This is a genomic window from Micromonospora sp. WMMD812, from assembly GCF_027497215.1.
GTDB lineage: Bacteria > Actinomycetota > Actinomycetes > Mycobacteriales > Micromonosporaceae > Micromonospora.
In genome coordinates this window covers 4,328,570-4,342,139 of sequence record NZ_CP114904.1, presented here as the reverse complement: position 1 = coordinate 4,342,139, position 13,570 = coordinate 4,328,570, and the positions used below count along the sequence as shown (strand labels likewise).

At 73.1% G+C, this 13,570-nt stretch carries 11 protein-coding genes; all 11 read left to right on the top strand.

Annotation, left to right across the window (positions count from 1 at the left end):
- The first annotated feature begins 2 nt into the window (after positions 1–2).
- The 11 genes from O7603_RS19965 (at position 3) to O7603_RS19915 (ending at position 13,566) form a co-directional block, all read left to right on the top strand.
- The gene (locus O7603_RS19965) at positions 3–1,706 is read left to right on the top strand and encodes a substrate-binding domain-containing protein (protein ID WP_281571321.1); all 1,704 of its coding nucleotides are present in this window, start codon (positions 3–5) and stop codon (positions 1,704–1,706) included.
- Positions 1,703–4,411 carry a hypothetical protein gene (locus O7603_RS19960; RefSeq protein WP_281571320.1) on the top strand — a complete coding sequence of 903 codons (2,709 nt, stop codon included), beginning with the start codon at positions 1,703–1,705 and terminating at the stop codon, positions 4,409–4,411. The genes O7603_RS19965 and O7603_RS19960 overlap by 4 nt, the downstream gene beginning before the upstream one ends.
- 187 nt (positions 4,412–4,598) lie before the next feature.
- A complete protein-coding gene (locus O7603_RS19955; protein WP_281571319.1) occupies positions 4,599–5,768 on the top strand; it encodes a hypothetical protein in 1,170 nt (389 codons plus the stop codon).
- A 126-nt stretch (positions 5,769–5,894) separates the two neighbouring features.
- Entirely contained in the window at positions 5,895–7,583 is a 1,689-nt protein-coding gene (locus O7603_RS19950) for an Ig-like domain-containing protein (RefSeq protein ID WP_281571318.1), read from the top strand.
- Between the two features lie 76 nt (positions 7,584–7,659).
- A complete protein-coding gene (locus O7603_RS19945) occupies positions 7,660–8,667 on the top strand; it encodes a sortase (protein WP_281571317.1) in 1,008 nt (335 codons plus the stop codon).
- Between the two features lie 187 nt (positions 8,668–8,854).
- Positions 8,855–9,619: a phosphate ABC transporter ATP-binding protein PstB gene (pstB, locus tag O7603_RS19940; RefSeq protein WP_281576743.1), complete on the top strand. Its 765-nt coding sequence runs from the start codon at positions 8,855–8,857 to the stop codon at positions 9,617–9,619.
- 170 nt (positions 9,620–9,789) lie between these two features.
- Entirely contained in the window at positions 9,790–10,995 is a 1,206-nt protein-coding gene (locus O7603_RS19935; RefSeq protein WP_281571316.1) for an Ig-like domain repeat protein, read from the top strand.
- Between the two features lie 121 nt (positions 10,996–11,116).
- A complete protein-coding gene (locus tag O7603_RS19930) occupies positions 11,117–12,157 on the top strand; it encodes a DUF916 domain-containing protein (RefSeq protein WP_281571315.1) in 1,041 nt (346 codons plus the stop codon).
- The gene (locus O7603_RS19925; protein ID WP_281571314.1) at positions 12,154–12,699 is read left to right on the top strand and encodes a hypothetical protein; all 546 of its coding nucleotides are present in this window, start codon (positions 12,154–12,156) and stop codon (positions 12,697–12,699) included. Before O7603_RS19930 ends, O7603_RS19925 begins: the two co-directional genes overlap by 4 nt.
- Positions 12,700–12,786: 87 nt before the next feature.
- Entirely contained in the window at positions 12,787–13,209 is a 423-nt protein-coding gene (locus tag O7603_RS19920) for a hypothetical protein (protein WP_281571313.1), read from the top strand.
- A 66-nt stretch (positions 13,210–13,275) separates the two neighbouring features.
- A complete protein-coding gene (locus tag O7603_RS19915) occupies positions 13,276–13,566 on the top strand; it encodes a DUF4229 domain-containing protein (RefSeq protein ID WP_281576742.1) in 291 nt (96 codons plus the stop codon).
- Positions 13,567–13,570: the final 4 nt, after the last annotated feature.

Sequence of the window (13,570 nt, the reverse complement as noted above, 5' to 3'; positions counted from 1 at the left end):
TCATGCTGAGACAGCGGATCCGTCGCCCCGCGCGGCTACTGGCCGCGGCGGCGGTCGTCGCCCTCGTCGGTGCCGTGGCGCCGCCCGCGACGCCAGCCGCGGAGGCGGCGAAGCGGAACGTGCGGATCGTGGGCATCGGCTCGACGTGGAGCGCCAACGCGGTCGCCGCCTGGGCCGCGAACGTACAGGCGAACGGTCTCGAGGTGCAGTACGAGGCGGCGGGGTCGACCCAGGGGCGGACCCAGTTCCGCGAGGGGAAGGCGCACTTCGGTGTGTCCGAGATCCCGTACGGCCTCCGGGACGCGTTCGGCGGCACCGACAGCAAGGGTGCGCGACCCTCCGGGTACATGCCGATCGTCGCCGGCGGCACCGCCTTCATGTACAACCTGAAGATCAACGGTCGGCGGGTGACCAACCTGCGACTGTCCGGCGAGGTGATCGCCAAGATCTTCACCGGCGGCATCAAGCGGTGGAACGATCCCGCGATCCGCGCGGACAACCCGGGGCTGAACCTCCCGGCGCGCACGATCACTCCGGTGGTCCGGCAGGACGGCTCCGGCACGACCGCGCAGTTCACCCTCTGGATGAGCAAGCAGCACCCGGCGATCTGGAACGCCTACTGCCGGAACTGGAACAAGCCCTCGCCCTGCGGCATCACCTCCACCTACCCCCGCCTCGCGGGCATGATCGGCGCCACCGGCTCGGACGGCGTCTCCGGCAAGGTCCGGCAGGACAACGCCGAGGGCTCGATCACCTATGTGGAGTACTCGTACGCGATCAACGCGCGGTTCCCGGTGGTCCGGGTGCTCAACGCCGCGGGCTACTACGTCGAGCCGACCGCCCGCAACGTCGCGGTCGCGCTGACCAAGGCGCGGATCCAGGACCGCAATCCCGGCGCCGAGGACTACCTCACCCAGATCCTGGACGACGTCTACCGGAACAACGACCCGCGCAGCTACCCGCTGTCGTCGTACTCGTACATGATCCTGCCGGTCGAGCCGGCCTCGGCGCAGGCGCAGTACGCGTTCACCCTCGACCACGGCGAGACCCTCGGCAAGTTCGCCTACTACTTCCTCTGTGAGGGCCAGCAGCAGGCCGAACTGCTCGGCTATTCGCCGCTGCCGGTGAACCTCGTGCAGAAGGGCATGGAGCAGGTCCAGCGGATCCCCGGCGCCCAGAAGCTGAACATCGCGCAGAAGATCGCGAGCTGCAACAACCCGACGGTGTCACCGGGTGGCGGCAACGCGCTGGCCAAGAACGCGCCGCAGCCCTCGCCCTGCGACAAGCGCGGGGCCACCCAGAATCCCGCCGGCACCGCCGGCGCGCCGCAGCAGACGCCGGTGATCGCGGCAGCCGCCTGCCGAGCCGGGGGCGGGAACGCCGGTCCGGGCGGCTCGGCGGGACCCGGTGGCACCGCGGGCCCGAGCACCACCGCCGGGCCGGGAGCCACGGCCGGACCCGCGCCGACGACCGGCGCGCCGGTGGTCGACCCGGACACCGGTGAGGTCCTCGCGGCCGGCACGGCCGGCGGCGGGGAGCAGGCGGCCGCGGTGCCGGTCTCGCTGGCCGGCGCGGGTGGCTGGCGCCTGCGGCACACGATGATGCTGCTCGCCGCCCTGCTGCTGCTCGGCCTGGTGGTCGCTCCGCCGCTGCTGTCCAACTCGCTGCGGTCCCGCCGCACCAGCGACCCGTGGAGCGACCGATGACCCGGCACCCCCGCCGTCGTAGCCGCCTCGTCGCCCGGCGCGGTATCACGCTCACCGTCCTGGCCGTCGTGCTGGGCGCCCTGGCGACGGTGCAACCCGTCCCCACCCGCCTCCCGGTCGAGGCCGCCCGCGCGGAGGCCGCGGCCACCGGCTCGGCGTTCACCGTGAAGGGCCGGAACCTGGGCCCGGACGACGTCATTCCGGGCACCGTGCCGGCGGACTACTCGAAGCTCGAGATCACGGTCAGCCAGACCACCGACCTCGTCAACCAGGCGGTCGTGGTGACCTGGAAGGACGCGACGCCGACACCGCGTGACCGGCTGCTGGGCGTCGACTACCTCCAGGTCATGCAGTGCTGGGGCGATCCCCACGCGGTCGACGATCCGCTCGGGCTGAAGTTCCGGGAGACCTGCCAGTTCGGCGCCAAGCTCGACGCGCCGGACATGCCCAACCGGAACAACGGCGACGCGGAGGGGGTCAGCGCCAACAGCCGGGAGCTGACGAACGGCAACAGCGCCGGCTACCCCGAGCGCGACCCCGGCGAGACGCTGCCGGCCGACGCGCAGATGGTCCCGTTCTGGCCGGTCACCTGCCAGCCGGTCTCCGCCGCCTGCGAGCAGCCGCGGACTCCCGACGGGAGCTCCACCAACCCGTTCCCCATCATCAAGGATCCGAAGAGCGGCCAGGATCGCCAGGCGTTTCCGGAGGAGGTGCTGGCCCGGTACTTCAGCTCCGCCGTCACCAACGAGTACCCGTACGCCCTGACCGCCGGCGACGGCACGGGCCGGGTCGCCTTCGAGGTGCAGAACTCGCTGCGCGCACCCGACCTCGGGTGTGGCGCGTCCTACCAGGACGCCGCTGGCGAGAAGCCGTCCCGCCCGTGCTGGTTGGTGGTGGTGCCCCGCGGCCACACGAACCCGTACACCGGCGCGGACGTCTCGGCCACCGGGGCGGTGCACGGTTCACCCCTGACACCGGCGTTGTGGCAGCACCGGATCGTCGTACCGCTGGAGTTCGAGCCGGTCGGCGACGCGTGCCCGCTCGGCCGGGCGGAGCGTCTCACCTCCGGGACGGAACTGGCGGCCGAGGCGGCGAGGTCGTGGCGGCCCGCGCTGTGCACGGCCGCCGGCGGACCGTCCGTCAGCTACTCGGCGGTGGGTGACTTCGACGCCGCACGACAGCTCCTCTCGCCGTTCGCCACGGCGCCCGGCCTGATCTACAGCGCCGAACCGGTGTCGACCACCGCCGGCGGCCCCCGGATCGTGCACGCCCCGGTCGCGCTGAGCGGCGTGGTGATCGCGCTGAACATCGACGTGAACCTCGACAAGCTGAATCCGGTGGACCCGGAGACGGAGAAGCTGCGCGGCCTCGGCCTGAGCGACCTCAAACTGACGCCTCGACTGGTGGCCAAGCTGCTCACCCAGTCCTACCGCCGGGACGTGCCGGGCAACGGTGGGCCGACGACCAACCCGGGCAGCATCCGGGACGATCCCGAGTTCCTGGATCTCAACCCGGTCTTCCGCTCCTGGGACGACCGTCCGAGCTTCACGCTGCAGGGCCTCATGGCCCCCAACGGCAGCTCGGTGGCTGCGCGGGCGCTCTGGCAGTGGGTGCTGGCCGATCCGGCCGCCGCCGCCTGGGTCAAGGGCACGGCGCAACAGCCCGCGCCCGATCAGGACGGCATGCGGGTCAACCCCAGCTACGCGGAGCTGCTGAGCGGCGGCGCGCCCGACTACTTCCCGAAGGTCGACCAGACCTGCGTGCCCGAGACCTACAAGGACAAGGACGGCAACGACGCCGAGGCGCGCCTCTGCACGCTGGACTACCGGCCGTACACCGGGGGGCTCGGCAAAGGCGCGGAACAGACGCTGCGGTCCGACACCACCGGCCGCAGCGCGCCGCTGGACCTGTTCAACATCCCGATCACCGGGATCCCCGAGTTCAGCAGGATCCCGCGCGACCAGTTGGGCGCGCGGTTCGCGATGTCGGTGACCGACTCGGCCTCCGCCGCCCGGTACGGGCTGTACACGGCCAAGCTGTGCAAGGCGACCTACCGGCAGGCCGACCGGCGCTACGAGGCCACGGACTGCCGCGAGGCCGACGAGGCCGGGATGTTGGCGGCCGCGCGTTCCGCGGCCCCGGCTCAGGTGCAGGTCATCGATCCGGCGAAGGCCTGGTCGGCGCCGGGCGCGTACCCCCTGTCGCTGCTGACGTACGCGGTGGCCGACACGACCGACCCGGCGGACGCCCGTCAGGACTACGCGGCCCTGGTCCGGTACGCCGTCGGCGCCGGCCAGCAGCCGGGTGCCGCCCGGGGCCAACTGCCCGAGGGGTACGTGCCGCTGCCGGAGAACCTGCGCATCCAGGCGCGGGCCGCGGCCGACGCGCTCGAGCAGGCGGTTCCGCCGACGACGCCCACCTCCACCACCGACAATCCGCCGGCGTTCGATCCGCCACCCGCCGCCGGGGCGCCCGCCCCGCCGGCCGCCGTGCCGACCCCCGGCGCGGTCCCCTCGCCGGCCGGCACCGCGCCGTCCCCGCAGCCGTCGACGAACAACGCCGCGCGGGCGTCCCAGGGCAGCCCGTTGGGCAACGTCCGTTATCTGCTCGTCGGCGTTCTCGTCCTCGGACTCGTCGGTGGCGTGGCCGGACCGATTCTGCGGCGGTACGGCACCCGATATCTGCCCACGGATTCCGTCGAATGAGCCCGGAGCGGGCCGGATGGCAATTCGCCAATTGCCGTTCATTCGGCCTACGTGTTGGCGAGAGACAGCAGCGCGCAACGTTTGTCTTTCCCCGGTTTCAACCGGGGTTCGGCCGCGGCGACCATGAATTCGGCTCGCCCGGAGTCGGACGAGCACGAATGTCATGCCCCGCAGAAAGGGAGCACGCATGAAGGTCAAGTCCATCGGCACAATGGCCGCGGCGGCCTTGGCCGCCGTGGTCGCCGCCGGCCTGGTGGCCACCCCGGCCGCCGCTGACCCCTCGCCGATCACCGATTACCGGACCCTGGCCGGCACCGGGTCGGACACCACCCAGGACGTCATGAACGGCCTGGGCAACGTCATCACCTCCGGTGGGAACAAGGTTGTCGCCTCCTGGGACGCCCGCGGTACGGCGAACGTGAAGAGCAAGGCGTCGAACTGCGAGTACCCGCGGCCGAACGGCTCCAGCAACGGCCGCCGGTCGCTGCGGGCCTCGGAGGGTGAGGACATCGGCCAGGGTGGTCCCGGCTTCTGGGCGAACGTCAACGTGGTCGGCTGCATCGACTTCGCGCGTTCGTCGAGCTACGGGGGCGGCACCACGCCGTCGCCCACCGGCGCCTACACCTACATCCCCTTCGGGGTGGACGCGGTCACGCTGGCCCGCAACGTCACCGGCGACCTGCCGGCGACCGTCTCGTTCGCCCAGGCCCAGCGGGTCTACCGCTGCCTGGACGAGGCGATCGGTGGTGTCCCGGTCGAGCCGGTGATGCTCCAGGCCGGTTCGGGCACCTGGGAGTTCTGGTCGCAGCGGGTCGGCATCACCGAGCAGGAGATCACCCTTGGTGACTACCCCTGCCTGGCGGGCGACACCGACGGCAACCCGTCCACCCCGGTCGTCCCGCTGATCCCCCGGGTGCAGGAGCACGACGGCACGGTGCTGAACGGCTTCCCGAGCCGGGTGGTGCCGTTCTCCGCGGCGCAGTACATCGCCCAGTCGAACGCCGCGAAGATCGCCAGCCTGACCGCCGTCACCGTCGCCGACCGGCGCGGCGAGGCGGCGCTGAGCGGGATGCGGCCCACCGGCGGTGCGGCCCAGCAGCCGATCGTGGGCGGCGTGCTCAACATCAACTTCCCGCTCCGCCGGGACGTCTACAACGTCGTGCCGACCGCGGACCTGACCCTGCCGGCGATCGACAGCACCTTCACCGGCCCCGACGCGGCGGTCTGCACCGCCACGGTCCGGGACGGCGACGTCGACCGCAACGTCACCCAGCTCTTCGGCTTCGGCATTCGCTCCACCTTCGCCTCGCCGCTCGAGGCGAACTGCGGCTACACCAACCTGCGGTTCGGCAGCTGATCCGCATGTAACCAGGTCCGGGCGGCCGAAGCCGGCCGCCCGGATCGCCGCACCAGACCGTTCCGAACCCGCCGACCATCGCCCGCCGACGCGAGCGACATCGACCAGACCACCGGAGGTACGCACATGAGCAGGCGTGGGTTCGCCCGCCTGGCCGCGCTGGGAGCCACCCTCGTGCTCTCTCTCGCGTCGCTGATCACCGGCGTGCTGATCACGTTCGCCGGCCCGGCCCAGGCGGCCTCCCTCGGCGAGGTGACGCTCAGCCAGTCCAGTGGCGTGGTGACCGACACCCCCATGTTCGAGAGTGGGACGACCGGGCTGTGCCCGACGGGCTACGGCGAGAACGCCAACCTGCGGGTCGGCAAGGAGGGCCCGCCGTTCTCGAACCTCGCGCCGGTGCTCGGCGGCGGCGGGTACGACAACCCGGAGGAGTATCCCGACGGGATCAGGATCAACCCGAACCGCTCCTTCCAGACCGCCCTCGGGCGCGCGCCGGAGCAGGGCGCGTGGTGGGTCGTCATGGAGTGCTACAGCCTGACCGAAGGCCGTCACGACGACGAGTTCCGCACCCCGATCTTCGTCTGCGGCGACACCTGGCGCATCGGCACGAGCTGCTCGACCGCGGGGGAGCGGACCACCACCACGCTCAGCGTGTCGCCCGAAGACCGGGCGGAGCAGGGCGAGGAGGTGACGCTGACGGCGAACGTGGACCCGCCGGCCGCCGCCGGCGAGGTGGTCTTCCGGCGCACGACGCGGTCCCTGGACGGTACGAACACGGTTGATCTCGGCACGGTGCCGGTGAGCGGCGGCACGGCGGTCTTCCGGACGTCCGAGCTTCCGGTCAACCCGCCGAGCTTCCCCGGGCACGAACTCTTCGCCGTGTTCCAGCCGGCGGACGAGAGCGCCTACCAGGTGTCCACGTCGGAGCGCAAGAGCCTGCTGGTGGTGGAGCCGGGCACGACCACGGTCACGCTGACCTTCGACAAGACCAGCCCGGCGCCGGTCGGGGCGGCGCTGACACTCACCGCGTCGGTGGCGCCGCCGAGCGCGGGGACCATGCACTTCGACCGGTACGTGCCGGGCGGCACCACCGGGACCGAAGTGGGTTCCGCGGCGGTCGCGGGCGGCACGGCGTCGATCACGGTCACCGACCTGCCGCGGGGGCGGTACGAGTTCCAGGCCCGGTTCGTCGCGACGGACGAGGGGGTCGCGGACGGCGTCTCGGTCCGGAAGTTCTTCCAGGTCGGCCCGACCGAGACGGAGGCCACGCTCACCGTCTTGCCGGCCGGGTCCCAGCCGCAGGGCACCGAGCGGACCCTCACCGCGCGCATCACGCCGGCCAACGCGACCGGCACCGTCCAGTTCCGGAACGGCACCAACCCGCTGGGCGAGCCCGCGCAGGTGGTCAACGGTCAGGCCTCGCTCACGACGACCGCGCTGGCGGTCGGCACGCACAGCCTCACCGCGGTCTTCACCCCCGCCCAGTCCGCCGAGTTCGAGGCGACGACGTCTCCCGCGGTGTCGGTCGAGGTGACCGGGCCCGGCTCGCCCACCCCGACCCCGACCCCGACCGGCGAACCCACCGACGAACCGACCGACGACCCGACCGACCCGGCCGGCGGCGGTGGCGGTGGCGGCAGCCTCCCGCGCACCGGTCTGCCGCTGATCGGCGTCGGCCTGACCGGCCTGACGTTGGTCGGTGCCGGGGCGACCGCCATGGTCGCCGCACGCCGCCGTCAGGGCGACCCCGAGCCGGTGCGGTGGCCCGACGACGCCGCGGCCGCGCAGGACGAGGACAGCGGCGGGCAGGACTAGGGAACCGACGCGCGCCGTCCGGGCAACCGCCCGGACGGCGCGCCACAGCAGATCCGGTCGCGAGGAGAACACGAGCATGTCGACGGCCACGATGACCCCACCCGCGCCGCCGGCCGACCCGCCGCCGGCCGACCCGCCATCGGCCGACCCGCCATCGGCCGACCCGCCGGTGCCCGGCCCGCCCTCGCCACCGCCGCTGCGCCGGACGGTCAACCTCGCGCTCCAGGTGCCCGGCACCGCGCTGAGCATCCTCGCCGCGTTGGCGCTGGGCATGGTGCTGCACCTGACGGTCGTCACCCAGCTCCAGTACGAGCGCAACCAGCAGACGGCGTACGCCGACTTCCGTGGCGAGCTGGCCCGGGGCACGGCGCCGGTGGGCCAGTACCGGGTCGACTACAGCGAGGATCCGAACGGGCGGGAGGAGCTGGTGGCCCCCGGCTCGCCGGTCGCGGTGCTGACCATCCCGCGCATCGGCCTCGAGTCGGTGGTCTTCGAGGGCACGGCGGGCGACGTGCTGCGATCCGGGCCCGGCCACCGGAGGGACAGCGTCCTGCCCGGCCAGCGCGGCACCAGCGTGGTCATGGGGCGGCGGGCCGCGTACGGAGGGCCGTTCCGCGACCTCGACCTCCTGATGCCCGGCGACGTCGTCCAGGTCACCACCGGGCAGAGCGAGAACCGGCACGAGTACGTGGTCACCGGGCTGCGGCACCCCGGCGACCCGGCACCGGAGCCCGCGCCGGACCGGGGCCGGCTCACGCTCATCACGGCCCTCGGCACCGAGTTCATGCCCACCGACCTGATGTGGGTGGACGCCGAACTGCGGACCGAGGTCCAGCCGACCCCGGGGCGCCGGTTCACCGCCGCCGCCCTACCGCCGGCGGAGAAGGCGATGGCGACCGACCCGGACGCGTGGACCCCGGTGATGCTCTGGGGCCAGGCCCTCCTCCTCGCCGCGCTGGCCGTCACCTACCTGCGCACACGGTGGGGCGGCTGGCAGGCGTGGATCGTCGGGGGACCGGTGCTCACCGCGATCACCGTCGCCGCCTGTGACCAGGCCGCCCGCCTGCTGCCCAACCTGCTCTAGCCGGAGGACATCCGTGACGCACCTCGACAACCCGTACGCGCCGCCGGCCGGCCCCGCCGGACCCGCGTCGCCGGTCGGACCCGCCGGCGCGCCGACCCTCGTCGACCTTCCGGCGACCGATTCCGCGGCCGGTGCGGCACCGGACGACCTCCTGGCGGGACTGCCCGGGCGAGGGTCGCTCGCCGCCCTGGAGGCACGCTCGATCTCGGCGTGGTTCGGGGATCACAAGGTGCTCGACCGTGTCTCGCTGACCATGCCGGCCGGTCAGGTCACCGCGCTCATCGGCCCGTCCGGCTGCGGCAAGTCCACCTTCCTGCGGACCCTCAACCGGATGCACGAACTTGTTCCCGGCGCGTCGCTCGCCGGTGAGGTGCTGCTGGACGGGCACGACCTGTACGACGCGCAACGCCGGATCACCGATGCCCGCCGGCAGGTCGGCATGGTGTTCCAGAAGCCGAACCCGTTTCCGGCGATGTCCATCTACGACAACGTCGTGGCCGGTCTCAAACTGACCGGCACCCGGAGGGGCCGCGGCGACCGCGACGCGCTGGTCGAGGAGACGCTGACCAAGGCGGGACTGTGGAAGGAGGTGCGGGACCGGCTGCGCCAGCCCGGCGGCGCCCTGTCGGGCGGCCAGCAGCAGCGGCTGTGCATCGCGCGGTCGCTCGCCGTACGCCCGCGGGTGCTGCTCATGGACGAGCCGTGCTCGGCGCTCGACCCGACCTCCACCCGACGAATTGAGGAGACCATCGCGGAACTGCGCGCGGAGGTCACCATTGTCATCGTCACCCACAACATGCAGCAGGCCGCGCGGGTCTCCGATCAGTGCGCGTTCTTCCTCGCCTCGCACGGGACGCCCGGCGTCATTGTCGAATACGGGTCGACCACCGGGATGTTCGACAATCCCCAGGATCAGCGGACGCACGATTACGTCAACGGAAGATTCGGTTAGTCCGGCCGCGCAATAGCCATTCGACCGATACGTCGGCACCGAGAGTTTGCCTGGCGCACGTTCGGCGGAGACGTTGGCCTGAATGGCGTGACACGGCCCGTGTAGAGCCTGATCGGGTGCCGGATCACCAAGGACCCGGCAGGTTTCACCCTCACGAGAGGAAGTGATTCATGAAGCAGCGTATGTTCGCCCGCGCCGGTGCCCTCCTGGGCGCCATGGTGCTGTCGGCCGGCATGATCGCCATCGTCAGCAGCCCGGCGCAGGCGGCGTCGCTCGGGCCGGTGAACATCAGCCAGACCAGCGGCCTGGTGACCGACACCCCGATGTTCGCGAGCGGGAACACCGCTCTGTGCCCCACCGGGTACGGCGAGAACGCCAACCTCCGGGTCGGCAAGGAGGGCCCGCCGTTCTCGAACCTGGCGCCGGTCCTCGGCGGTGGCGGGTACGACGACCCGGCCGAGAACCCGAACGGGATCACGATCAACCCGAACCGGTCCTTCCAGACCGCCCTCGGCCGCGCGCCGGAGCAGGGCGTGTGGTGGATCGTGATGGAGTGCTACAGCCTGACCGAGGGTCGCCACGACGACGAGTTCCGCACCGCCATCGTCGTTGAGGGCAACACCTGGCGGGTGCCGATCGCGGAGGACACCACCACCGCGCTCGCCGTCACCCCGGCCAGCCCGGTCGAGCAGGGCACCGAGGTGACCTTCACCGCCACCGTCACCCCGGCCGACGCCGTGGGTACGGTCGAGTTCCGCCGCGGCGCCTCCGTGGTCGGGACCGCCCCGGTCAACAACGGCACCGCGACCTTCTCCACCACCGCGCTGCCGATCGGCACGTTCAACCTGTCGGCGGCCTTCGTGCCGACCGACGCCACCAAGTTCAAGCCGTCGGCCTCCGCTGCGACGTCCTACGAGATCAAGGCCGGCGACGGCGTCATCACCGCCCCGGTGGAGATCATCGCCGACGTCGCCCCGGGCGCCTTCACCCTCGCGGTGGCGAGCCCGACCACCCAGCTGGCCGGCGGCACCGTCGGCGGCGCCGCGACCGGCGACCTGCCGACCGCGACCGTCACCGACCTGCGCGGCACCAACGTCGGCTGGAACCTCACCGGTCAGCTGGAGGACTTCACGCTGGCCGCCAACACCATCCCTAACAGCAACCTGAGCTGGACCCCGGCCGCCGCCAAGACCAGCGGTTCGGGTGCCGTCACCGCCGGTGCCGCCGCCGACCTGGGCGACACCCGGACGCTCTGCTCGGCCACCTCGGGCTCCAGCGCCGGCACCTTCACCTGCGGCGCCGACCTGAGCCTGGCGATCCCGGACAACGTCCCGCCGGGTGAGTACAGCGCGACCCTGACCCTGACCCTGGCCTGATCCACCGGCCGCACCTGGGTGACCAGAGGCGGAGGCGTCGCGGCGATGTCCGCGACGCCTTCGCCGCGTCCGGCTTTTCCGCGAACTCTCCGGTTCTCCCGCGACCTCCCCGGAGTCGAAGATGATCCAGACCCCCGCTCGCCGTATCCGTCGCCTCGCCGCCTCGCTTCTCACCGCACTGACGCTGCTCGGCGCCCTGGTGCTGCCGTCGTCGGCCGCGACCGCCGCCGCACCCGACGACCCGGCCTGGACGGTGGTGCCGTCGAGCCCGACCGGGCCGAAGGGGCGCAAGCAGTTCGACTACGAGCTGGCGCCGAAGGAGCAGATCACCGACTGGATCTCGATCAGCAACCTGGGCGACAAGCCGATCACCGTCGACCTCTACCCGACCGACGCGTTCACCGCCCTGGACGGCGGCTTCGCCCTGCTGCCGCGCAGTGCGGCGCCCAGCGACGTCGGCACGTGGATCAAGCTGCCGAAGGCCTCGACCACCCTGCCCGCGGGCAAGCGGTCGGACATGCCGTTCCAGCTCTCCGTGCCGGCCGACGCCACGCCCGGCGACCACGTCGGCGGGATCATCGCGGCCGTGACCGAGTCACAGGTGGGCGCCGACGGCCAGCGGGTGAACGTGGAGCGGCGGATCGCCGCGCGGGTCTACCTGCGGGTGGCCGGCCCGGTGCACCCCGCGGCCGAGGTCACCGCCGTCGACCTGGCGTACGACAACCCGGCCGTGCCGGTGCCGGGGGGCCGCCTGGCGGTCACCTACCGGATCGCCAACCGGGGCAACGTCCGCCTCTCCGGCACCGTCCGGGTGCAGGTCACCGGCCCCCTGGGCGTACGCCTGGCGACCGGTGACCTGGTCGACGTCCCCGAGTTGCTGCCGGATTCGGAGATCCGGCTGCGCAAGGAGTTCGACCACGTGGTCCCGGCCGGTTCGGTGACCGCGACGGTGGTGGTGAACGCCCGGACGCCGAAGGAGGCGCTGCCGACGGTCGAGCGGGCCGCGTCCGCGTCCGCCGTCCCGTGGTCGGTGGTCGGCCTGCTGGGGCTGATCGCCGTGCTGCTCGGCTACCGCTGGTATCTGCGGCGGGCCCGTCGGGCGATGGCGCTGCCGGTCGGATTCGCCGAGCCGGCCCCGCTCGCCGAGCGGGCGTCCAGGTGACCAGCTCGACGGAGGTGGCCGCAGGAGCACGGAGGCGGTGGACGACCGCCGTCGTCGGCGTGCTCCTGCTGGCTTCCCCCGCGGCGCTCTGGCCGGCGGGCCCCGGGCTGGCCGCGCCCCGACCACCGGCGGCGCTGCAGCCGGCCGGCGGGGCAGCGCCCCCGGCGGCGCTCGCCGCGGCGGGTCCGAGGGTCCCGCCGGTGCTCCGGGCGGCCCGGTCCGGACCGGTGGCCGCGGCGCCGTCCCCGGGCCCGGAGGTGGCGGTGCGGGTCGGGGTCTCGATCGGACCACGACCGGGCGGCTCGCCGACGCCGACCGGATCGGCCTCCCCGACGCCGACCGGATCGGTCTCGCCGACCGCCCCGGGCGGCGGGCCGGGACCGGGCCAGGGTGGCAACCTGCCGCGGACCGGCGTCGCTCTCTGGGCCGTGCTGCTGGCCGGCGCCGCCCTGGTCGGCGCCGGGGCCGGGCTGCGCTGGGCGGCGCGGCGCCGGGCGACCGCGGAACGGTGGCTCGCCGCCACCGGGCCGCACCGGAGTTGACCCCCGGAGGTTCTCGCCGCCCGTCGGGGCCGCCCCGGGTCGTGCCGGCGTGGTGGTCGCCGCCGGCTCGCGTACCCTCGTAGGGCGATGACGGAGCAGCAGAGCGGTTTTCCCCGGCGTGACGCGGAGGGGCGCATCCGCGCCCTCGGCGACCTGCTGGGCGTGAGCCTCGCCGGCTGGTTGATCGGGGTGCTCGCCCTGGTGCTGTTCGACTGGGCGTTCGCCTCGTTCGGCGCGGGCGACTTCGGGCGGGCCAACGGGTGGCTCGCGGTGATCCTCCCGGCCTGGCTGTTCTGGGAGGACTTCCGCGCCTGGGAGTTCGGGGCGGCGCGCGTGGGCGCGGCGGTGGTCGCCGGCGTGGTCGCGGTGGTCGCCGGGCTGCTGGTGGCCGGCGTGGCGGCCGGGCTGCCGGGCCTGCTCTCCGGCGCGCTGGCGGCGGCGGCCTTCACCGTGGCGTACGCGGTGGTGTGGTTTCCGGGCGTCCGCTGGCTGGCCCGCCGGACGGGCTGAACCGCCCGCCGGGCGGACTGAGGTGTTCGCCGGAGCGGCCGGCGGCGGAGGAACGGAGTGGTGCGAGTGAGTGCGGCGGTCAAGTACACGCTGGGGCGGATCGGGCTGTTCGTCCTCGTGCTGGCGGCCCTCTGGCTGGTCGACATGAACCTCTTCCTGCGGCTGATGCTGGCGCTGGTCTTCTCCGCCGCGCTGTCGTTCTTCCTGCTCAAGGGCTGGCGGGACGAGATGGCCGGGGAGATGGCCGAGTCGTCGGCCCGCCGCCGCGGCGAGAAGGAGCGCCTCCGCTCCGCGCTGGCCGGCGAGGACCAGCCCGGCGAGCCGGAGAAGCCGCGCGACGCCGACCCCACCCGCTGACCGC